The 22,122-nt window shown below is 61.6% G+C and carries 18 protein-coding genes; 7 read left to right on the forward strand and 11 right to left on the reverse strand.

All coding sequences use genetic code 11. The features are described 5' to 3' along the window. Nucleotides 1-2: 2 nt before the first annotated feature. Both ACIQUG_RS32590 and ACIQUG_RS32595 read right to left on the reverse strand, forming a co-directional pair. Complete coding sequence (locus ACIQUG_RS32590) at nucleotides 3-947, reverse strand: FecR family protein (RefSeq protein ID WP_402326460.1); 945 nt, start codon at nucleotides 945-947, stop codon at nucleotides 3-5. A 66-nt stretch (nucleotides 948-1,013) separates the two neighbouring features. Then, nucleotides 1,014-1,544 carry an RNA polymerase sigma factor gene (locus ACIQUG_RS32595; protein ID WP_402326461.1) on the reverse strand — a complete coding sequence of 177 codons (531 nt, stop codon included), beginning with the start codon at nucleotides 1,542-1,544 and terminating at the stop codon, nucleotides 1,014-1,016. A 394-nt stretch (nucleotides 1,545-1,938) separates the two neighbouring features. Between ACIQUG_RS32595 and ACIQUG_RS32600 the strand changes: the two genes are divergently transcribed. Next, nucleotides 1,939-3,123: a TCR/Tet family MFS transporter gene (locus tag ACIQUG_RS32600; protein WP_402326545.1), complete on the forward strand. Its 1,185-nt coding sequence runs from the start codon at nucleotides 1,939-1,941 to the stop codon at nucleotides 3,121-3,123. Between the two features lie 7 nt (nucleotides 3,124-3,130). On the opposite strand, the gene ACIQUG_RS32605 is transcribed toward ACIQUG_RS32600, so the two are convergent. Together ACIQUG_RS32605 and ACIQUG_RS32610 are read right to left on the reverse strand one after the other, a co-directional pair. Next, nucleotides 3,131-3,976 carry a sulfotransferase family protein gene (locus ACIQUG_RS32605; protein WP_402326462.1) on the reverse strand — a complete coding sequence of 282 codons (846 nt, stop codon included), beginning with the start codon at nucleotides 3,974-3,976 and terminating at the stop codon, nucleotides 3,131-3,133. A gap of 31 nt (nucleotides 3,977-4,007) precedes the next feature. Then, nucleotides 4,008-5,213: a glycosyltransferase family 4 protein gene (locus ACIQUG_RS32610; RefSeq protein WP_402326463.1), complete on the reverse strand. Its 1,206-nt coding sequence runs from the start codon at nucleotides 5,211-5,213 to the stop codon at nucleotides 4,008-4,010. A gap of 271 nt (nucleotides 5,214-5,484) precedes the next feature. On the opposite strand from ACIQUG_RS32610, the gene ACIQUG_RS32615 reads away from it, so the two are divergent. Further along, nucleotides 5,485-6,945, forward strand: a complete 1,461-nt coding sequence (locus tag ACIQUG_RS32615) for a polysaccharide lyase family 1 protein (RefSeq protein ID WP_402326464.1) — start codon at nucleotides 5,485-5,487, stop codon at nucleotides 6,943-6,945. A gap of 327 nt (nucleotides 6,946-7,272) precedes the next feature. Then, complete coding sequence (locus ACIQUG_RS32620; RefSeq protein ID WP_043610823.1) at nucleotides 7,273-9,405, forward strand: exopolysaccharide transport family protein; 2,133 nt, start codon at nucleotides 7,273-7,275, stop codon at nucleotides 9,403-9,405. Nucleotides 9,406-9,772: 367 nt separating this feature from the next. Here ACIQUG_RS32620 and ACIQUG_RS32625 read toward each other — a convergent pair whose 3' ends face one another. Further along, nucleotides 9,773-11,122, reverse strand: a complete 1,350-nt coding sequence (locus ACIQUG_RS32625; RefSeq protein WP_371742679.1) for a lipopolysaccharide biosynthesis protein — start codon at nucleotides 11,120-11,122, stop codon at nucleotides 9,773-9,775. Between the two features lie 457 nt (nucleotides 11,123-11,579). Between ACIQUG_RS32625 and ACIQUG_RS32630 the strand changes: the two genes are divergently transcribed. The 4 genes from ACIQUG_RS32630 (at nucleotide 11,580) to ACIQUG_RS32645 (ending at nucleotide 15,499) form a co-directional block, all read left to right on the forward strand. Further along, nucleotides 11,580-12,743 (forward strand): polysaccharide biosynthesis/export family protein, encoded by a 1,164-nt coding sequence (locus ACIQUG_RS32630; RefSeq protein ID WP_052201512.1) that lies wholly within the window; start codon nucleotides 11,580-11,582, stop codon nucleotides 12,741-12,743. A gap of 158 nt (nucleotides 12,744-12,901) precedes the next feature. Further along, nucleotides 12,902-13,585, forward strand: coding sequence for a PIG-L deacetylase family protein (locus ACIQUG_RS32635; protein WP_402326546.1), 684 nt, complete (start codon nucleotides 12,902-12,904; stop codon nucleotides 13,583-13,585). Nucleotides 13,586-13,621: 36 nt separating this feature from the next. Further along, a complete protein-coding gene (locus ACIQUG_RS32640) occupies nucleotides 13,622-14,830 on the forward strand; it encodes a DegT/DnrJ/EryC1/StrS family aminotransferase (protein ID WP_402326465.1) in 1,209 nt (402 codons plus the stop codon). 78 nt (nucleotides 14,831-14,908) lie between these two features. After that, nucleotides 14,909-15,499 carry a sugar transferase gene (locus tag ACIQUG_RS32645; protein WP_402326467.1) on the forward strand — a complete coding sequence of 197 codons (591 nt, stop codon included), beginning with the start codon at nucleotides 14,909-14,911 and terminating at the stop codon, nucleotides 15,497-15,499. Here the strand turns inward: ACIQUG_RS32645 and ACIQUG_RS32650 are convergent. The 6 genes from ACIQUG_RS32650 to ACIQUG_RS32675 form a co-directional block, all read right to left on the reverse strand. Next, nucleotides 15,465-16,838, reverse strand: coding sequence for an O-antigen ligase family protein (locus ACIQUG_RS32650; RefSeq protein WP_402326468.1), 1,374 nt, complete (start codon nucleotides 16,836-16,838; stop codon nucleotides 15,465-15,467). The two genes, ACIQUG_RS32645 and ACIQUG_RS32650, sit on opposite strands and share 35 nt — an antisense overlap. A 75-nt stretch (nucleotides 16,839-16,913) precedes the next feature. After that, the gene (cysQ, locus tag ACIQUG_RS32655) at nucleotides 16,914-17,723 is read right to left on the reverse strand and encodes a 3'(2'),5'-bisphosphate nucleotidase CysQ (RefSeq protein ID WP_402326469.1); all 810 of its coding nucleotides are present in this window, start codon (nucleotides 17,721-17,723) and stop codon (nucleotides 16,914-16,916) included. A 55-nt stretch (nucleotides 17,724-17,778) separates the two neighbouring features. Further along, nucleotides 17,779-19,668 carry a sulfate adenylyltransferase subunit CysN gene (gene cysN, locus ACIQUG_RS32660; RefSeq protein ID WP_402326471.1) on the reverse strand — a complete coding sequence of 630 codons (1,890 nt, stop codon included), beginning with the start codon at nucleotides 19,666-19,668 and terminating at the stop codon, nucleotides 17,779-17,781. After that, the gene (gene cysD, locus ACIQUG_RS32665; protein ID WP_402326472.1) at nucleotides 19,668-20,567 is read right to left on the reverse strand and encodes a sulfate adenylyltransferase subunit CysD; all 900 of its coding nucleotides are present in this window, start codon (nucleotides 20,565-20,567) and stop codon (nucleotides 19,668-19,670) included. Before cysD ends, cysN begins: the two co-directional genes overlap by 1 nt. A 116-nt stretch (nucleotides 20,568-20,683) precedes the next feature. Then, a complete protein-coding gene (locus tag ACIQUG_RS32670) occupies nucleotides 20,684-21,121 on the reverse strand; it encodes a GtrA family protein (RefSeq protein WP_402326474.1) in 438 nt (145 codons plus the stop codon). Then, a complete protein-coding gene (locus tag ACIQUG_RS32675; RefSeq protein WP_402326476.1) occupies nucleotides 21,093-22,106 on the reverse strand; it encodes a glycosyltransferase family 2 protein in 1,014 nt (337 codons plus the stop codon). The genes ACIQUG_RS32670 and ACIQUG_RS32675 overlap by 29 nt, the downstream gene beginning before the upstream one ends. Nucleotides 22,107-22,122: the final 16 nt, after the last annotated feature.

Here is a 22,122-nt window from a genome sequence, read left to right on the forward strand (position 1 = left end):
GTTCAGTAGAGGAGCACGACCCCGCCGCCGACCCGGCTGGCGGAGAGCTGCAGCGACGCTTCCAGATGGGCGATGATCTCATCCGGCCGATCGAGGTGAAAGACGCCGGAGACCCGGCGTGCGCCGAGACGGTTGCTGGCAATGACGACCCGCCCCTTGCGGTGGCGATTGATGTCGAGCACGACGTCGTCGAGCGACCGGTCGCGGAAGACGAGAAGCCCGCGCCTCCAGGCCGCCATCTCGTCGGGGCTGCCGGGGGAGATGGCGCCGAGGCCTTGCCCCGAGTAAAGAATGCTGTCGCCGGCCGAGAGCCGGGCCTCGCTGATACACTGCACCTGAACCGTGCCTTCAAGACATTCCACTTCGACGTCGCCGGCACCGTGGCGAACGGCGAAGGTGGTTCCGAGCGCAACCGTCCGGCCCTGCGCCGCCTCGACTGCGAAGGGGCGGGACGGGTCGTGTGCGACCGCAAAAAGGGCTGCGCCCTCGTGCAGGGTGACCGAGCGGGCATTGGCTGAATACGTGACGGAAAGGCTTGATCCTCCGTCGAGATCGACCGTGGACCCATCGTCGAGCGTGACCTGCCGCTGCTGCCCCCTTGCGGTGGCGTAGTCGGCGAGGGCGGCGTTGAGCGATGGAAGCAGGCCAAGATAGGAGGCGAACGAGGCCCCTGCGGCCAGCGAAGCACCTGCCGCCGCGCCCCCGAGAAAGCGACGACGGGAGAGCATGGGGCGCGATCGGGCCGCGCCGGCCTTAAGCGCCGGGCCGGTGATCTTCCAAAGGCGCACAGCCTCGCGATAGGCGTCCTCGTGAGCCGGCCCCACGGCACGCCATTCCGCCAGGCGCGCGGCATCGTCCTCGGTCGCGGTGCCGGACGTGATGCGAACGACCCACGCGATCGCCTCGCGCTTCAGTCTTTCCGCTTCTTGCGAATCCTCAATATGCATGGATCAGGGTTCCGGTGACGCCGACGTATAGGACAATAAACGATTGGTGACGTCCGAGGCCGAAATTCACCGTCTATTTTTGTCGGTAGCCGGGCCGATTTCGCTCAACCTGCGGGAGCAGTATTCGATTGCCGCGCGAATTTCCAGTTCCACCGTACGCGTGGAAACGCCATGTGCTTCGGCGATTTCGCGATGCGGCTTTTCCTCGACGCGGGCAGCAATCAGGATTGCCCGGCGGCGTTCCGGCAGTTCCGCAAGGATCTCGGTCAGGCGCAAAAGTTCGCTTCGCGCGTTAAGCGCCTGCTCGGGACCGGGCTTCTCGTCGGGCAACGCCAGCAGATCCTCGATTTCCAGCGAGGTCAGTCGCCGCCGTGTGGAAGCGCGGCTGTGGTCGATGGCGAGATTGCGCACGATGCGACGCAGATAGGGAACGGGTGCCTTCAGCGCGGCGGCGCCATTGCGCGAAAAGCGGATCCAGGCTTCCTGGGCCAGGTCTTCGCCATCCTCCGCCGAACCGGCGCGCGACGACAGATAGCGTGAAAGGCCCGCACGCTCGCGCATGAAGATCAAAGCCAGCTTGTCGTCACGGCTTTTCATCGGATTGAAGTCGCCCCTGCCATCCCCGCACCGGTGCCGGCGCGGGGAATGGGATAGCGGGCCACAGACCGGAGCGCAATAGTGGAGTTTAAATCTCATGTTATAGACGCGTGCGGCGATGGGGATTGCGGCGCGCGGCTATCTGACGTAAATATTGCCCGTCGCGAAAAGCGACCGCTTCCCTTGATCCGCTCAGTGGCGGAGTAAACAGGTGGACGAATTGGCGTCCAGGCGGTCGAGTACATGCCATCCCTGCCTATTTCGGCGCGGATCGGCCAGCGTCTCCCAGAACCAGATATCTGACATTTCGTCAGCCCCTGCTCGCGAGCCATTGGCGCCTGGCGGTGCCGCACGCTCGCGTCTACCGGAGCGTGCCATGACCACACCCCTTACCATGAAGAAACCACTTATCGTCATTTTTGCTGCCATTGTCCTCGATGCCGTCGGCATCGGGCTGATCTTCCCCATTCTGCCGTCGCTGCTGAAGGAGGTCACACAGACGGGCGACGTCGCGCCGCTCATCGGCACCATGACAGCCCTCTATGCAGTAATGCAGTTCGTGTTTGCACCGGTGCTCGGTGCACTCAGCGACCGCATCGGCCGCCGGCCCGTCTTGCTGCTTTCCCTTGGGGGTGCCGCCGTCAACTACCTGTTTCTGGCTTTCGCCTCCAACCTCTGGATGCTTTTTGCAGGTCGCGCGATCGCCGGCCTGACGAGCGCCAACCTGGCGGTGGCGACGGCCTATATCACCGATATCTCGCCGGAAGACAAACGCGCCCGCCGCTTCGGCCTGTTCAATGCCATGTTCGGAATCGGCTTTATCGTCGGCCCGGTGCTGGGCGGCATCCTTGGCGACCATGGCTTGCGGCTGCCCTTCATTGCAGCCGCCGTTCTCAACGCCTGCAATCTGCTGCTGGCGCTCTTCGTCCTGCCGGAATCGCGCATTCCCAGCCGGGAGAGGATCGATCTGGCCGCGCTCAATCCGCTCCGTCCGCTCGGCTGGGCTTTTTCCACCAAGGGCCTGATGCCGATCGTCGTTCTGTTCATCGCCTTGAGCGCGACAGGCGAGGCCTACAGCACCTGCTGGGCCCTGTGGGGCAGCGATGCCTTTCAATGGAACGGGCTGTGGATCGGCCTTTCGCTTGGCGCCTTCGGGGTCTGCCAGGCCCTCGCCCAGGCTTTCCTGCCCGGCCCGGCGGTGAAACGGCTCGGCGAACGCGCAACAATCCTGACAGGCGTTGCCGGCGCGTGCGTCGGCTTGATCGTCATGGCATTTGCGACGGAAGGCTGGATGATCTTCGCCGTCATGCCGATCTTCGTGCTCGGCGGCATCGGCGCGCCGGCCTTGCAGTCCCTTGCGACCCGACAGGTCGATGAGACCCAGCAAGGCCAGTTTCAGGGGGTGCTGGCGTCGGCGGTGAGCCTGGCGTCGATCGCCAGCCCGCTCGCTTTCTCAAGCTTCTATTTCGTCTTCCGGCAGGAATGGCCAGGCGCCATCTGGCTGTCGGTCGTCGCCCTCTATCTGGTGGCCGTACCGCTCGTTCTGTCGTTACGATTTGGGCGGCCCGCCGAGGGCTAGGGCGGCATCAGGCCGCTGGTCGCGCGCTGCCGGCGGCTGCCTGCAGCCAGCCCGAAAGGTCCTGCTTCAGAAGCGCGCCGAGCCTTTCGGTTTCCGGCGCGTAGAATTCGACCAGCCGGTTGCGCAGGTCCGTCGGCAACGGCACATAGTCGAGTTCGCGGGCGACCATCGAGCGCAGGCCCTTCATGATGGGATTGCTGCGGAACGGTGCCGCGATCGGCTTTAGCGGCTGAAGAAGTCGGCGCAGCTTCGGCGGCACGACAGGCACAGTCTTGTCCTTGACCTTGTTGATGACCGGATGCAGCGGCGAGGACAGCTGCAGAAAGTCTCTGACCGCGTCGAGATGCGCCTGCGGGTTCTGGCGCATATGCTCGTAAAGCAGAACCTGCAGGTTTTCGGCCGGAAACAGATCGAGATAGGCTTCCAGCTGACGGCAATAGAGGCCACCGACTAGGAAACGTCCGCCCTTTGCCTGGCGTGGATCGAGATACCGGGTGATGTCGGTGCCGACTTCCCCGCGGCGATAGAGCATGCAGTAGTCGGAATAGGCGCGGTCGACGGGATTGCGCAGCTGCGCGATCAGCCGTGCCCGCGGCAGCGCCTTCTTGATGCGGGCCGCCGCTTCCGGCTCGTCGAGATAGGAGTTGGATTTCTCGCCGACGACGGTCTGCTCAGGCTTGGGCTCGAATTGCTCCAGATACCAGGCGTCGCCCTTGTCGAAGTTTCGGCTGAAGAAGTGCAGCTCGGGATCCGGCATATAGACGGAAGGGTTCTGCTGCAGCGACTGCTGTAGCCAGGTGGTCGCGCTCTTGGCAGCGCCGATGATCAGGAAATCGATATCCGAGAGCTGCATGTCGTTCTCTTTCTTTCCGCTGTCGGTGGGCTCAGTGGGCGGCGTGTGCCGAGATGTCGGAGGGCCGTTTTCCGAGAATTCGCTGATAAATGCTGACGATGCCGTCCACATGGGGCTTGATGCCATAGGCAGCGAGCGTCGAGGTGCGCGCCGTGTCGCTGATGCGTTGCCACTCGCCTCTGTCTTTCAGCAGGCGCTCCATCGGGGCGACGAAAGCCTCTGGGTTTTCCGGTTCGACGAGAAAACCGGTAACGTCGTTCTCGATCGCCTCCGGGTTTCCGCCGTGGTTGGTGGCGACGACCGGGGTGCCGTACATCATGGCCTCGATGAGCGTTCTGCCGAACGGCTCGCTCATGGCCGGCACGAGGAGAATGTCCACGGCGCACATGTAGGGCGCGACCGGATGACGAAATCCCATAAGGTGGATCTTGTCGGCGATCCCGAGCGCGCGCGCGCGTTCCGCGGTCTCAAGGTCGAGCCGCGGCCCTGCCTGTTCGGGCGTGCCGAAAAGAAGGCCGGCAATCGGGAAATCCGGATTGCTGCGGTGAAAGGCGTGAACAGCTTCGACGAAGCGGAGAGGGCGCTTGCGCTCGTTGAGAAGCCCGAAATAGCCGACGAACCGCGTTTCCTCCGGCAGTCCGAGCTCGCGCACCAGCGCCAGCCTGCTTTCCTCCCGGTCGGGGATCTGGTCCGGATGCCGGAAGGGGCTGTGCAGCACTGAGATACGCCCTTCGAGCGGCAGCAACGGCTTGGCCGGCTGCGCAAATCGCGAGACCGTCACCACGTGCTTGGCAAGAATCGGTGCAAGCATGTTGACGGCCCGGGCGCGGGGGTCGCCGCGGTGGTGCCACAGGAGTTTCGCGCCGGCCAGGTAAGTTGGAAGCGCCCAGGTCGTATGGATCGCGCCGTCGTTGGTGTGCACGATGTCGATGTTGTGTCGTCTGAGGAGCTTGATGATCTTCACCATCGAGATCGGATAGCGCAGTGCCGAGAAGGATTGCTGCGCGAGCGGCCGATCCCGTTGCGGCGAAAGGATGTCGATGTCCTCGATCGTGACGTAGTCGATCTTGTTCTCGTCCAGATATCTGGAGAGCGCCTTGCGCGGATGATGGACGAAGACGATGGGATTGATGCGTTCCCTGTCGAACGACGATATGAGGTTGAGCGCGGAAATATGGCTCCCCCCGATATCATCACCCGAAAATGGAAATCCGACGGTAATTGCTTTTTGAGACACGAAACGAGGTCCCGAAAGTAAACTAAATATGGCGAAACTATAGCACCGTCTTATTGCTACTTCGAGAGGCCAAAAGCGAGAGTTATATACCTATTTCGGGTGATGCAAATAAATCGAATTGACGAACTATAACAAAAGTGGAAAGCTTCGCCCCGAATTGCGCGAAAAATATTCTTTTGATTGACGATATAGGGCGGGATGAATTGCCCTGCACAAGCGTTTTCAAGCTTCTGGAGCGGGGCCTCGCCAAAAGGCTTTGGGAGTAAATTATATGCCGATTGAGATTTTCATGCCGCGCACATCGCCACGTGCGCCGCGGCCGGCCGGTCATTTCGGTTCTCGGCCTATCCAGCAACAGACACGGCGCGCAAAGGCTTTTCAGCATGGTGCGTGCACGCTTGCCCTGCTTTCCGCCTTCTGCGGTGTCGCGGCTTCGGCGGCCGAGCCGCAGATGGTTGCGTTTCCCGGTGCCGAAGGGCACGGGAAGATGGCGCAGGGCGGCCGCGGCGGCCGCATCATCCAGGTAACGAGCCTTGAGGATTCCGGTCCCGGTACGCTGCGCGAATGCATCGAGGCGACCGGGGCCCGAAATTGCGTGTTTCGCGTTTCCGGGATCATTCGGCTCAAATCCTCGCTCGTGATCGGCGAGGATAACAACTCGGTTTCGATCCTCGGACAGACGGCGCCGGGCGGTGGCATTTTGCTGACCATCGACCAGACGAATGACGAGCTGAGGCATACCCCGCTGGTTGCCAAGCAGACGCACGACGTGATCGTCCGGCATCTGCGCATTCGGCCGCGGCTGCCCAACTCCGTCAAGAACGTCCATGCGGCGGTGATCGAAAACAGCCAGCGCGTCTATTTCGACCATACGTCGATGTCCTGGGCGACCGACGAGAACGTCAGCACCTATTCCAACACGACGGATATCACCATCGCTAACTCGATCTTTGCCGAGGGGCTGAACAAGCACAGCAAGTGCACCCTGCTCGGCGCCGATCCCAGAGTTCCGCAGAACATTACCTTCTGGCGAAACGCCTGCATTTCCAACAACGACCGGAACCCCGACAACAACCACTACGGAAAATCCTGCATCGAGATCATCAACAACGTGTTCTTCAATGCACGGTCCGAATGGGGCGAAGTGTTCTCGCAGTATCCGGGTGGCACGCCGATTTCCTATGTCGGCAACTACTTCAAGGCAGGTCCGAGTACGGTGGAGAAGACCTATGCCATCAAGTGGCAGAATGTCGAAAGCGCCGCCCAGCCGCAGATCTACGAGAGCGGCAACGAGTTGTGGGCGCCGCCCTCCAAGTCGCTTCAGCTGCTTTCGCCGGGAACGGACCAATTCGTGGTGAACCGTCCGCCTTGTCCCTTGGCGGTTGATACGCTCCTTGCCGCCGGTGAGGCATATGAAGAGGTTCGCGGCCAGTCCGGCGCGTTTCCCCGTGACGATCTGGACGTCGCCTGGATCAAGGATATGGGCGCGAAAGGCGAGAGGGGAGCCGGGCGCATGGTGGTTGCGCCGGGCGAGATCCCGGCGATCGAGGAGGCGCACGCCTATGCGGACGAGGACGGTGATGGCATGGCCGACAGCGTGGAGGAAAAATTTGGCGGCGTCGTCGGTGTGAACGACGCCTGGGAGCCTGCCTCGACCGGTGGGGGCACGCGCTTCGATCAATTCATGGAATGGCTGTCGCAGGAGCGGATTGCCGGTCGCTACCCGAACTAACGGGTGGGGTACGGTTTCTTTTCTGCAGCGGCCCGCAATTGTCGGAGGTGCCCGAGAATGTCCGTCGCAACCATGAGGTCAAATCGTTCCCTTGGTTCGTCGGCAAGCAACTATTGCTCTTCCGGACGCGGTATAATATAGTTTTCTAAATTTGAATGTTATTTCTATGTCAGTATTTTACCTGCGTGGCATTGCCTCTTGCCGCGCGGAGTCTGTGCGAGCGTGCCTTTAGTTCTTTGACGTCAGGTATTTCTATCAAATTTATATGTTAGGGCTCTCATGCTGACCATCGATCGCAAAGTCGAAGCGCCTCCAGGGCGAGGCCAAATGCCTGCGGTTCAGTATCGGGAGGCGCGTCTTGCGCCGCGCGGATATGGCATCCGCGATCTGTTCGAGCTTTTCCGTCGGTATCGCGTGGTCTTCTTCTCGCTGCTGGGATTTGCGTTGCTTGCGACGCTGCTGACGGCCGCCTTGCTGCCGCGCTCCTATACGGCAGCTTCCGCCATCGTCTTTGACCGCAACGACGTCCGCCCCTATGAGGCGCAGGTCGAGTTGCGCAAGCTTGAACGCGACCGGTCGGTGATGGAAACCGAGCTGGATGTGATCCGCTCGCGCGTCTTCGTCGGCGTCGTCGTCGATGCACTCAATCTGGTCAACGACCCCGATTTCAACACCTACCTGCCGGAGACCCGCAGCGAGCACGAGACGTTCCTTCAGTCGTTCTTCGCCAACATCTCCGAGTTCATTTTCGGCGCGCCGGAAGAGAGCACCCAGAAGGAGCGGCTGATCTCCGAAAACGTGCAGCGCAACCGCGCCATCTCGACGCTGCTGAACTCCTATGTCGTCACCCGTACCGGGGAAAGCCTCGCGCTGACGATCCGCGTGGTGCAATCGAACCCCTTGAAGGCGGCCACCATCGCTGATGCGCTCGCCGAGCAATATCTCTCCTGGACGGCGAAAAAGACCGAAGAGGCCACGAACAACACGGTTGCGTATCTGCGCGGCGAGATGGCCAACAGTGCCACCCGAATTGCCGGCATGGAGCGCGATATCGCTGCCTTTGCCCGCGACAGCGACCTGACCTTCGATCCGCAGGACGACGTTTTGAGAGCGCGCATGCTGCAGCTCAACGAGCAGTATGTGACCTTGCGCGTCGAAGAGGCGGGCGCGGTTGCGAAATACAACGAGGCCAAGCAGCTGGTGTCTGCCGACGGCAAGGAGCTGGCCGGCAGTGCGCTGACTTCGACGCAGCTTGACCAGTTGCGTGGTGAAGAGGCGCGGCTCGAGCGCACGCGCGCGCAGCTCGGCGCCAAGTTCGGCAAGAACCATCCGCTGGTCCTCGACGCTACGAACGAGCTTGAGTCCGTACGCTCCATGATCGGCAACGAGGCCCAGCGCCTCGTGCAGGAGCTGGCCAACAACGCCAAGGTCGCAACGGTACGCGCCGAAAAATTCCAGGCGGAACTGAGCGCGCTGCAGGACAAGGTCCAGGGTCGCAACCTCGCCGAAATCCGTCGGCGTGAACTTGCCCGCGACCTTCAGTCGGAACAGGCGGTCTACGACCAGATCGTGCTCAGGCTCGGTGCGCTCAATCCCGAAAGAGGCGAGTACAAGCCGACTGCCCGGATCGCGTCCTATGCGGAAGTGCCGACGAAGCCGACATTCCCGAACAACACGCTGGTGATCGTCGCCGGCAGCATCGGGGCCGTTCTGCTCGCGGTCGTCGGGGTCATCATTTCGGACTCGCTGGAAAGCAGGCTTTACCTGCCGCGCGACGCCGAGCAACTGCTCAACCGTCCGAACCTTGCCAGTGTCCCCGACATGCGCAAGCGGCTGCGGAATTCGTCGGCCTTCTACCACTACATGCTGAACAATCCGGAGTCGCCGGCGGCCACCGCCATGCGCACTTTGTGCATGGCCTGGCTCACGATCGACCATGAGGCGGGCGGCAAGGTGGTGATGTTGTGCTCGCCGGCACTTGGCGACGGCAAGACCACGGTCGCGCTCGGCATGGCGACAATGGCGAAGGTCGACGGGCTGCGCCCGATCGTCATCGACCTCGACATGTCGGCGCAGAGCGCGCCGAACATTGCCGGTGCCAACACCAAGGATACCGCGATTACGGCGCCGCTCGAAGGCAAGGTCGATATCAAGAGCCGGATCGCGACGTCGCCTGCCTATCCCCACCTTGAGTTCATTTCGGTGCGTCCGGGGCTCATGAACCTCGATGTGCTCTGCGCCGAATTGCGCGACAGCTACGATCTCATCATCGTCGACGCACCGGCCGTCGAGGAAAACGAAGGCGTGATCTGGCTCGCATCGCACGTCGATTCCGTCATTCTGGTCTGCCGCTCGGGCGGCACGACGGATCGCCAGCTCGCCAATGTTCAGCAACGGCTGTCGCTGAACCACGCGGTCATTCTCGGCAGCGTCATGAACTACTGCGACCGTTCGGAGTAGGCGCGCCGCGGTCAAACCGGTCGGGAAGGGGCGCGCGCAACTGGCGGGCGCCGATCGCCAAAGTTGGCGAAGCCGCTCTGCTGATCCCCCCATCGCCAAATCGCGAAAGCCTTGATGTTCGACAGCGGCGTCAGTTGCGCGCCGTTCGAACGCGCGTCCGGCCTGGCCGGAGCAGCTTTCGCTGTGCGGGGATCGTCGCTACCGTCTGCGTCCGGACGATCGGTGCAGCCGCTTTGGCAAAGCTGTTGTTCCCTCGGGTCGGCGCCAACTCGTCGAAAGTCAGTGCGATCGATGAGAACGCTCGCGTCGATAGGGGGCCGGGCCAGGCTGACGCTGAGCCTGGCAACGGAAAGCCGATTGCTTAAGGTCAGCGTCTGCTGTCGAGTTTGCGGCGATAGGCGATCGCCATCTGCACGAACCAGACGCCGGACATCACGATATGCGCAACGTTCGCGCCCACCGCGCCGACGCGCGGGATGAGGACGACTGCCGTGAAGAGGAAGAGGGCGCCCCCAAGAAGTGCGCTTTGCAGCAGGATCTTCTCGTGTCCCATGGCGAGCAGGGCCGAATAGAGCGTCCTGCCGCAAAGAAAGATGATGACGGCGACGAACTGCACCATGACGAGAGAGGCGGCCGCCTCGAAGCCCGGCCCGGCCGTCACGCGCAGCACCCATTCGATGGTCAGGTGGGCGCCGATGAGGGCGCAGACGCCGAAGGCGAACAGCAGCCATCCGGTTTGGCTGACGGTCTTTCTGAACTCGTCGATCCCCTCGGTCGCCCAGACGCGCGAAAGATCCGGATAGAGCACGGCCTGGACCTGTTCTCCCGCCTGCTGCGCGATCTTCGCCACCCGCTTGGCGATATGGTAGAGGCCGGCCGATCCCGGGTCGGCGAGATAACCGACGAGAAGCGTATCGAATTCGAAGGCGCAGGCCTGGATGATCAGCGCCATGTTGGTCCACAGCGAGAAGCTCCAGAAACCGGGGAAGCGGGTTCGGATATCCCCGAGCGGCACCCACATGACGCCGGTCAGTCCCTGTTTGCGCAACTCGCGGAAAGCCCAGGCGGTCCTGTTCAGGCTGCTGCAGATCTGCGACGCCATCCACAGAAGCATGAATTCGAACAGCCCCCAGCCGAGATAGACGCCGGCAAGGCACAGGAGCGCCCTTAGGATGCTGGCGGCGACCTGGCCATAGGCGACAATCTTGAAGCGGCCATAAAGCCGCATCACCGCCGTCGGCATGCCGGTCACCTGGAAGGGCAGGACCGCGCAGTAGATCAGCACGAAGCGGCTCATCTCTTCGGAAATGCCGAAAAGCGGCCCGGCGAAAAGTACGATGAGGACGGCCAGCCCCCATCCCGCAAGCGCGGTGGCGAGATCGATCAGCAGCCCGAATTTGAACAAGGCCTTGAGGTCGTCGGTCTCTCCGACCTGAAGGGCCTTCGCCCCGTATTTGATCAGCGGTTGCCAGGAGCGGAAGCTGACGAAGCGCTCGATGCCGCGCGTATAGGCAAAGGATAGGGCCAGGAGGCCATAGTCGGCAGGACCGAGCGCACGCGCCGTCAGAGCAAAGCCGGCCAGTCCGATGAAGGCGCTGGCGAAGTTGCCGGTCAGCAGGTGCGCTATGTTCTTGAGCCGTCCGTGGAGGTCTGCCTCGGCTTGCCAGGCTAAGCGATACTTTCTTGTCTTTTTTAGTAGTGATTCCAATAATATCACAAAATTACATCCTGCTTCGAGGTTGCAATTACGTCTGTTTCATGGAAGAATGCTAATATGTGTTTTAGTGTTCTCGCAGGGCGAGAGAAAATTGTTTCCCTGTTTCTGGGAAAATTTAATTACTTATCCATATGCAATTAAAAATTGTGCCGTGGAACCTATTTTTGAAGCATATCATAGTGACCCAAAGAAATTACAGAGGCCTCGTAAAATAAATTCATCCATTGTTGGAGTTTAATTTCCGCTTCTCTTGGTGCGGTTGAACCATCATGAAGTTCGGATCTATTCATTAGAGGGAAGCATGAAGTTTCCGGCTCAAACAATCTTTCGCATCGTCAGTCATATCGCTTTCGTCGCGGCGGCGACGTTGTCCCTGACGGGTCCCCTCCACGCTGCCGGCGCATCGACCGCAAGTACGCCCAGCGCCACTGCATCGGGCGCTGCGGCAACGACCACAATGCCCACGATACAGGCGGCGCCTGCCGCCTACCGGGTTTCGGTCGGGGACGTGCTGTCCTTCGACATTTTGGATGATGCCGAGCTGCCGACGTCCCTGACGATCGGCACCGATGGAGCGGCCGCCTTCCCGTTGATCGGCGCGTTCAAGATCGAGGGGCGAACCATTCCCGAGGCGGTCGACGCCTTGCGCAACGAATATCTCTCCCGCCAGTTGCTGACCGATCCGAAGCTGTCGCTTTCCATCGTAACGGTTCGCCCAGTGCTGATCCTTGGCGAGGTGCGGACGCCCGGCTCCTTCGCCTACTATCCGGGGCTGACGGTCGAGCAGGCGGTCGGCCTGGCCGGTGGACCGCAGACGGCGATGAGCAATCCGGCTGACCGCATCATCGCCCAGGCGAAGCTGCGCGGCACGATCGAGGAAACGGATGTCGAGATCGTGCGGGAGGCGGTCTACACCGCCCGGCTTTACGCACAGTTGCGCGGTTCCGAGAAGGTCGACCTCAAGGATATTCCGGAAAGCGTCAAGATGTATGTCGATGAAGCTTCCGTCGGTCCCGTGGTCGCGATCGAGGAGAAGATCCTGAAGACGGACCTGCTGTCGACAAAGAACCAGATGGAGATCCTCAACCAGAGCATCATGCAGACGGAGGCGAGCCTGACGATCCTCGACAAGCTCAAGGAGCAGCAGGAGGAGGTCGTCGCGCTCAACGAACAGGTTGAGGCGAGGACGCTCGCGCTCAGGAAGCGGGAGCTGAATACGGAATCCGAGCTTTCACGGGTGAAGATGGCGACCTCGAGCGAAAAATCGCGATTGCTGGAACTCATCTCCGAGATCGGGCGCTCCAACCGCGAGCTCGCCAATCTCAAGCTACAGCTCGAAACCTTGAAGGCAAACCGCGAGAAGGAGATCCTGACCTTGCTCCAGGAGCGCGAGGCCACGCTCAAGAAGCTCGAAACGCAGCGTCAGACAACCAAGGAGCAGATGGTCCTGATGGCTGCTGCGGAGGTCGATTCGAGCAAACAGGAACAGGTATCGTTTCTCTACAAGATCGACCGGGAGACCGGTCGCGGCGAGACCAAGGGCAGGCAGAGTATCCAGGCGACAAGCCTTACTGCCGTGCTGCCGGGCGATGTCATTTTCGTATCGATCGCCGGCCTGTAGCGCCGGCATGTTCGCGGCTTCGGTCGTGCATAGAAGGAGAGTTGCGTGAGGGGCGAGTTCGCATGTGGACTGACGTCGGGCTTGGGCGGCGGGGATGACAGCCCTTGTCGGGAAACGGTTCTGAGATCGGCGGCGACCGGCGTGTTGGGGGCGGCAAGATGAACCTGATGGAAACGCTCGGACGCACTCTGGTCATCGCACCGCATCCCGACGACGAGGTTCTGGGCGCCGGCGGGACGATGGCGCGGCTGGCGGCGCAAGGAAACGACGTCTTCGTGGCGGTGGTCACGGAGGGAAAGCCGCCGGCCTATGACCGGGCCTCGGTGGAGGCCGTTCAGGCCGAAGCGCATGAGGCGCACCGGATTCTCGGCGTCAAGGAAACGCGCTGGTTGGGTTTCCCCGCCGCAGCCCTCTCTGAAACCTCCCATTCGGCGCTCAATGCCGCGCTGTTCGAACTGGTGCGCTCCATCGCGCCGCAGACGCTGCTCGTCCCCTTCGTCGGCGACATGCATATCGACCATCAATTGATCTTCCTGTCGTCGATGGTGGCGGCAAGGCCGCATCAGCCCGGTTATCCCAAGGTGATCCTGGCCTACGAGACGCTGTCGGAGACCAACTGGAACGCGCCCTATGTGACGCCGGGCTTCGCACCGAACGTGTTTGTCGACATCAGCGACCATATCGATCGAAAGCTTGCGGCGATGAAGGCGTTCAAGTCCCAGGTTCGGGCGGCGCCGCACGAGCGCAGCCTCGAGACCTTGAACGCGCTCGCCACATTGCGCGGCGCAACCGTACTCAAATCGGCCGCCGAGGCCTTCGTGATGGTGCGGCAGGTCATCTGAATTTCCGGAGTTTTCACTCGAGCGAGGGAGCAAGCTGTGGCGACGTGGCCGGTATATGACGAGGAACAGATTGCAGATGTTGCGGCGGTCTTGAGGTCGGGCAAGGTGAATGCCTGGACCGGGTCGCACGTCGCAGCCTTCGAGGAAGCCTACGCCCGCACCCTCGGGCGTAAACACGCCGTCGCGCTTGCAAACGGCACGCTTGCGCTGGAGCTTGCGCTTTTCGCGCTCGGTCTGGAACCCGGCGACGAGGTGATCGTGACACCGCGCAGTTTCGTCGCCTCGGCGTCGTGCGTTTCGTTTTGCGGCGGCGTCCCGGTCTTTGCCGATGTCGACGAGAACAGCCAGAACATCAGCGCCGCAACGATCGCACCGAAAATCACCAGCCGGACAAAGGGCATCATCGCGGTCCACCTGGCCGGATTTCCCTGCGATATGCCGGAAATCATGGCCCTCGCCAGACAGAAGGGACTGTGGGTGATCGAGGATTGCGCCCAGGCCCATGGCGCGGAGATCGACGGCAAGCCGGTCGGAAGTTTCGGCGATATCGCTGCATTCTCCTTCTGCCAAGACAAGATCATCACCACCGGCGGCGAGGGTGGTCTGATCGCTCTTGACGACGAGGCACTGTGGAAGAAGTCGTGGAGCCGCAAGGACCACGGCAAATCCTATGATGCGGCGTTCCTGCGAGAGCACCCGCCCGGTTTCCGTTGGCTGCATGAAACGATCGGCACGAACTGGCGAATGACGTCGCTTTCGGCGGTTCTCGGCTCGCGGCAACTGGAGCGCCTTCCGGCATGGCACGCGACGAGGTCCCGCAACGCTGCGATCCTCGACGATGTCGCCCAAGAGCTTGCAGCGTTGCGCGTGCCGACATTACCGAAGGGATGTCGCCACGCTTACTACCGCTACTACGCTTTCGTTCGGCCGGAGGCATTGAAGCCCGGACACGACCGCGACTGGATCGTGGCGGCGATGAATGCGGCGGGCGTGCCATGCTTTACCGGAAGCTGCTCCGAGGTCTACCTCGAGAAGTGCTTCACCGATCTTGGGCTTTCGCCGGCCGAGCGGCTCCCGGTCGCACGCCGACTTGGTGAAACCAGCATCGCGCTTCTCGTCGATCCGGCGCAGAGCGAAGAGGCGATGACCAAGGCCGCCCGCTTTCTGCATGCCGTCGTCACCGAGGCGTCACTTCCCGCTCTGGGGCAGCACGCGCCGGTGGTTGAAATGGAAGCGCGAGCATAAAGCCGCCTTTTCGGAGACGGCCGCGTCGCCGCGACGCGGCTGCCCGACCATACCCTGACCGGTGCATGGGAGTTGGAGATGAAGCGGTGCTTTGACATCGTCTTTGCGTTGATCGCGGGCCTTCTGAGCCTGCCGATCATGCTGGTGGTCGGGATTGCGGTCGCCATCTGGCTCGGCCGGCCGGTGTTGTTTTACCAGACCCGGGCAGGGCTCGACCGACGCCCGTTTCGCATGATGAAGTTTCGGTCGATGTCCGATGCGCGGGACGCTGACGGGCGTCTTCTCAGCGATGCCGAGCGCACGGGCCGGTTCGGGCTTCTGCTTCGCCGGACGCGCCTGGACGAATTGCCCGAGTTCTGGAACATCCTGATCGGCGACATGAGCCTCATCGGCCCGCGTCCCATCCTTCCGGAGACGATCGAGGCGCTGGGCGAGCGCGGGGTTCGTCGCTGCAGCGTCCGGCCGGGGCTCACGGGCTGGGCCCAGATCAGCGGCAATGCCATTCTTTCGAACGACGACAAGCTCGATCTCGATCTCTGGTACATAACCAACCGATCAGCCTGGGTCGATCTGAAGATCATCGCTGAAACAGTTCTGGTGATGATCTTCGGGGATCGGATCAGCGAACGCCGCCTCAGCGCGGCACGCCAGAGCGTGCCTGAGCGATAAGATCCCTTTGCCGCAGTTCGGGTTGTGGCACCGGTTCGGGCTGGGCAAAAGTGTCCGGCGCCGGTTTTGCCGCGCGTGAGAACGCGATGTAGGCGCAGGCAAGAGCGACAGGCAGCACGAGCGGGAACGGCCAGAAGCGGCTATAGGCGTGCGGCACAGCATTGGCGACCAGCAGCATCATCGAGATGTTGGCGAGGATGCAGCCCGCAAACGGTCGCCCGCCCGGAAGCCGCGCCACGGCCAGCGCCGGGCCGAAGGCCGAAAGCAGCATCACCAGAAGACCGAGCGCCGAGATGAGGCCGCCTTCCGTCCACAAAAGCAGATAGAGATTATGAACCGGCTGGTGAATGGCGCTCGCGATCCGGTACTGGTCCGCGCCGACGCCGAGCAGCAAGGTGCTGTCGGTCATGTTCATCGCCTCATAGATTAGCTCGACGCGATGATCGAACGTGCCCGCCTGGCCGATGTCGCCGCTTTCGAGGGCGCCGAGCACGCGCTTCTGGAAGGCTGCCGGAAGATAGTCGCGGGCGGACGTGAAAACCGCGAGAACCATGCCGGCCAGCAGAACGACGTTGATCATCAGCCGCTTCCAGTTCACGCCGATGACGGCAAATGCGCTCATGCCGAAGACGAGGGCGATGAGGCCGGTGTTGGAGCCGGTCAGCAGGATTCCGTATATCAGGATCAGCAGGGCGAAAACAGCATAGATCCGGTTGATGCGTTTCGTCGTGATCAGCAGAAGCAGGATCGGGACGGCAAGCGCGATCACCGCCGCGCACTCGTTTTCGCGCTCCATCAGGCCGCTGAAGCGGCCGTTGCCGCTGACGAAGTTGGTGTTCGTGCGGCCGTCGATATGGATGAGATAGATGCCCTGGAAACACAGCACGAGGATCGAGAACACATAGGTCTTCGCGAGCAGCACGAGCTGATCGAGCGTACGACCGCTGAACAACAGCACCACGAAGAGATAGGCGTAGAGATACTGGGTGACGACCACGATGCCGCGCATCGGGTCCGGGCCCGCGATGCTGCTGACCAGCAGGCCGGAGACCAGCATCGTCAGCCCCAGCCACCACAAGCCGCTGCTGACGCGGCCGAACAGCTGAAAATCGATGTTGCGGTTGAGCAGCGCGAAGCAGAAGCAAAGCAGGGCGAGGAAATCGGCGACGGTGAAGTTGGTATCGCCGTAGCGAAAGTAGTTCATCGAGCAGAAGAAGACGGCGCCGACGAGCAGCAGGAACTCGATCTTTTTGGTGAGCACGATGCCTGGCGCATCGCGGCGCGCGGCTTCGCGACGAGGAGCCAGTCCGGCCGAAAGGGTATGGTTGAACATGTTCATGGCATGCCGTCACCTTCAACCGATACGAGGCTGCTCGCTTGAGCCTCGCTTTCAGGCACTCTAGCCTTTTTCCCTTTAGTCCGCTTCCTTTTCGCGAACCTCTGTTCCGCACTCACGACCCCAGCCGATGAAGCCTGGATTGGCGAAGTCGCAATCATTTGCCTGGCGCCGCTTTCCGTAACGGAACGGTTGCCCGTCAAGCGTCGTGACGCGTCCGCCGGCAGCGCGTAGCACGGCATCGCCGGCGGCCGTATCCCATTCCATGGTGCGCCCGAAACGGGGATAGACATCGGCGAGCCCCTCGGCGAGCAGGCAGAATTTGAGCGACGAGCCGATCGACGTGCAGTCGCGGATAGCGTTGCGCTCCAGGAAATCCGCCGTTTCGGCATCGCTGTGCGAACGGCTGGCAACCGCGGTCAGATTTTCCGGTCGTTCTCGGCACCGTATTTCCGTGGTCTCGGTGACGGCAAAGTCGGCCGTCACCTGAAACTTCGTCGCCCGTCCGCCTTCGGCGACATAGCCGACCAGCCGGGCGGGCGCAAAGACGACGCCGGCAACAGGCTCGCCGTCGCTGATCAAGGCGATGTTGACGGTGAAATCGCTTCGTCGGTTGATGAATTCTTTCGTGCCGTCGAGCGGGTCGACGAGGAAGAAGCGCTGGCCCTCGATTTCGGGCACGGCGCCTGCCGCGACGGCTTCCTCGGCCACCACCGGGATGTCGGGGAAGGTCCGTGCCAGAATGGCAAGGATAATCTCTTCGGCACAGCGGTCCGCTTCGGTGACCGGCGAACAGTCGGCCTTTTCATCGACGGTGATATCACGCGCGTAAACGTCGAGAATGGCCTTGCCGGCCTCTATCGCTGCGGCCGTGAGCGTATCGATCATCGTTTCTCTCCGTGCTGCCGCTGGCGGCATCGTCTTCACCGCGCCGGACTGGCGCCTATTGATTGTCGAGATAGGCCTCGATTTCGGCTGCAAGCGCCGTGACTTCGCGGCCCATGGTGTGCAGATGGATTTCCGGCGTCTCCGGGCGCTCGTAAGGCGAGCTGATGCCGGTGAAATTGCTGATCTCGCCGGCGAGCGCCTTCTTGTAGAGCCCCTTGGGGTCGCGGCGTGCGCATTCCTCGATCGGGGTATCGACGAAAATCTCGATGAATTCGCCGGGGCCGAACAAGTCGCGGGCCATGCGGCGCTCCGAGCGGAAAGGCGAGATGAACGACACGAGCACGATCAGGCCCGCTTCGGTCATGAGTTTCGCAACCTCGGCCACGCGCCTGATGTTCTCGACGCGGTCTTCTTCGGTGAAACCGAGATCGCGGTTGAGGCCGTGGCGGACGTTGTCGCCGTCAAGCAGGAACGTGTGCTTGCCCTGGGCGTGCAGCATCTTTTCGACGGTGTTGGCGATCGTCGATTTCCCCGAGCCGGAGAAACCCGTGAACCACAACACGCACGGTGTCTGATGATTGAGTGCGGAACGGGCCTTCTTGTTGATGTCGAGGGCCTGCCAATGCACGTTGAGCGCGCGACGCAGCGGAAAGTCGATCATGCCGGCGCCGACTGTGGCGTTGGTGAAGCGGTCGATCAGCACGAAGTTTCCGGTTGTCCGGTTGTCCTTGTAGCTGTCGAAGACGATCGGCGCCTGGGTGGAGAGATTGCAAACGCCGATCTCGTTCATGCGCAGCGACTTTGCCGCTTCCTCGGCAAAGGTGTTCACGTCGATCTGGTGTTTGAGGCTGGTAATGGTCGCGCTGACGCTGTCGACTTCCGTGCGCAGGATGTAGCTGCGTCCGGGAAGCATCGCATCCGGGTGAAGCCAGATAACATGCGCCATGAACTGATCGGCGACATGCGGGCGATCTTCCGGCGGCACGAGCATGTTGCCGCGCGAGATGTCTAGCTCGTCCTCCAGCACAAGCGTGACCGACTGGCCCTCGACTGCGCGCGCAAGCTTGCCGTCATAGGTGACGATTTCCTTGACTCTTGAGAGCTGGCCGGAGTTTGCCACCGCGACCGGATCGCCGACAGCAATGCTGCCCGAGGCCACCTGGCCGGCAAAGCCGCGGAAGTCGAGATTTGGGCGAAGGACAAGCTGGACCGGGAAACGGAACTCCGCTTCGGCCGCCTCTTCCTCGATCGGCACCGTCTCGAGATGCTCCAGCAATGTCGGGCCGCCATACCAGGGCATGTTCGGCGAACGGCTCGTCATGTTGTCGCCAAAGCGCGCCGAAATCGGGATCGGGGTGATCGTCGAGAAACCGAGGTTCTCCGCAAAGGCCTTGTAGTCGGCGACGATCGTGTCGAAGACCCTGCGGTCAAAACCGACGAGATCGATCTTGTTGACGGCAAGAACGACGTGGCGCACCCCGAGCAGGGACGCGATGAAGGAATGGCGCCGCGTCTGCCGAAGAATGCCCTTGCGGCTGTCGACGAGCACGACGGCAAGCGTCGCCGTGGACGCTGCCGTGACCATGTTGCGGGTATATTCCTCGTGCCCCGGCGCGTCGGCGACGATGAACTTGCGGCGCGAGGTGGCGAAGAAGCGATAGGCAACGTCGATGGTGATGCCTTGTTCCCTTTCGGCCTCCAGGCCGTCGATCAGGAGTGCGAAATCGATGTCGCCGTGGTTGGCGCTGTTGCGTTTGGTCTCGCGCTTGAGTGCTGCGAGCTGGTCGTCGAAGAGCAGCTTGCTGTCGTAAAGCAGCCGGCCGATCAGGGTCGACTTGCCATCGTCGACCGAACCGCAGGTCATGAAACGCAGAAGCGATTTCTTCTCCTGTTTGGCCAGATATTGGAGCACGCTGCCCGGTGTTGCGGGAATGCTGGCAGTCATCAGAAATATCCCTCCCGCTTCTTCTTCTCCATCGATGCGTTTTCGTCCGCGTCGATCAGGCGGCCGTGCCTCTCCGACGTGCGGGCGGTCAGCATTTCGCGGACGATGTCCTGGAGTGTCGTGGCGTTGGATTCGATCGCAGCGGTGAGCGGGTAGCAGCCGAGCGTGCGAAACCGCACCAGCCGCTGCTCGACCTTCTCGTCCGCATGGAGCGGCATGCGCTCGTCATCCACCATGATCAGCATGCCGTCCCGCTCGACGACCGGACGACGGGCGGCGAAATAGAGCGGTACGATCGGGATGTTTTCCTTGAGGATGTATTGCCAGATGTCGAGTTCGGTCCAGTTGGACAGAGGAAAGACACGAATGGATTCGGATGGACCGACACGTGTGTTGTAACTCTTCCAGAGCTCGGGCCGCTGGTTCTTCGGATCCCAGGCGTGCTGAGCGTTGCGGAAGGAGAAGATGCGCTCCTTTGCCCGGCTCTTTTCCTCGTCCCGCCGTGCGCCCCCGAAGGCCGCATCGAAGCCGTATTTGTCGAGCGCCTGGCGCAGCGCGATCGTCTTCATCACATGCGTATGCACGTTTGAGCCGTGGGTGAAGGGGTTGATCTTCTGCTCGACGCCGTCGCGATTGATATGAACGAGGAGATCGATGCCGAGTTCGGCCGCAGTGCGGTCGCGAAACTTGATCATCTCGCGGAATTTCCAGGTGGTGTCGACATGGAGGAAGGGGAAGGGCGGCTTGCCGGGATAAAATGCTTTCATCGCGAGATGCAGCATGACGGAGGAGTCCTTGCCCACCGAATAGAGCATGACCGGCTTCGCGAAGGTCGCAGCGACCTCTCTGAAGATGTGGATCGCTTCGGCTTCCAGGCGCTGCAAATGAGTTAAGGACATCGGTGCGAATACTCCAAAACTGCAAAATAAAAATTCTAAAATCTCAAATTTATATCTTTTGTTTCAGTCGATAGTTTATGTGTTAACTAAACTTAAGCTGCACTGAACTTCTTGTTTTAAGTGTTGTTTCTAGCGGCTGTACTAGGCTGCTCCGCGCCGCGAAAGACCCAAAGCCGCGACGCCAGATAATTCCAGACAAAGACGATCGGGACGCTGACCACCTTGGCGACCGGTGCCGGGATCAGGAGGGCAAGGCCCGCGACGATCGCGGTCGATATCAAGAGGCCCGTCAGGGTGGCGGCGACGAACTTCACCGCCTGCACATGGCTGTGGGCGGCGCGGAAGGTCCAGGCGCGATTGAGCATGTAGCTGACCGCGATGCCGCAGGAATAGGAAACGAGGTTAGACGGCGTTGGCGGCGCCCCCGCGAAATAGAACGTGTTGAACAACGCCATGTCGAGCAACGTCGTCACGGCGCCCACGGCCGCAAAGCGGGCGAGCGTTTCGCCGGCGCGCTGCCGGGAACTAGCGTCTTTTGTTGTCGGCAGCGACATCGCCGCGCCTCCAGTCCGGCATCGCCGGCGTCGGGCGCCGGTGTTCGTCGTTGTTGATTGAGGCTTCGATGATCGGAGCGGGGCGGTGCTTCGATTGCATGAAGATGCGGCCCACATACTCTCCCATGATGCCGAGGAAGATCGCGTTCAAGGTAATGGAAAGCAAAAGCAGCATCGTGGTCGTGGCAAAGCCGGCGGGCCAGTCCTGCCCGAACAGAAGCTTGCCGACGAGGTAGCCGAAGAGAAGCAGCAGCGTGGCGGTGCCCATCACTAGGCTCGCCATCGAGGCGAGCCTGAGGGGCGTCAGCGAATGGTTGAGGATGCCATCGACCGCAAGTGACAGCATCGCCCTGAACGGAAACTTGCTTTCGCCGGCCACGCGCGCGTGACGGTCGTATTCGAAGCCGACCTGGGAAAACCCCATGGCGCTGATGAGGCCGCGCAGATAGGGAGACGTGTCGTCGACCTTGCGCAGCTCGTCGAGGATGCATCGGTCGACGAGCCTGAATTCGCCGGCGTTGAGCGGCAGATCATCCTCGCTGAGCGCGTTGATGCACCAGTAGAAGGCGCGGCGGATATGGGTTGTCAGCCAACCGTCGGTGAGCGTCCGGCGAATGCCGTAGACCACTTGGTGTCCCTGTAGCCAGAGATCGATCATGCCGGGTATCAGGTGCGGCGGATCCTGCAGGTCACAGTCGATCTGCACCGAGCAATCGCCGGTCGCCGCCTTGTAGGCCACGAGCAGCGAGCGCTGGTAGCCGATGTTACGGCTGAAGCGGATCACCCGAACGCTCGGGTCTTCGCTTGCAATCTCCGACAGGATCTCGAAGGTTCTGTCGGTGGAGTGATTGTCCGTGAAGATGATCTCGCGGTCGTATTCGGGCAGGCTGCGGAACATATCGACGATCGCCTCGTGGGCGCGCCGGACATTGGCCTCCTCGTTATAGGCCGGTACCAGGATCGAGATTTTCTGTCTCTTCTTCATCTCGTCGTCACCACCC

The sequence above is a fragment of the Ensifer sp. NPDC090286 genome (genome assembly GCF_044769565.1).
Taxonomy (GTDB): Bacteria; Pseudomonadota; Alphaproteobacteria; order Rhizobiales; family Rhizobiaceae; genus Ensifer.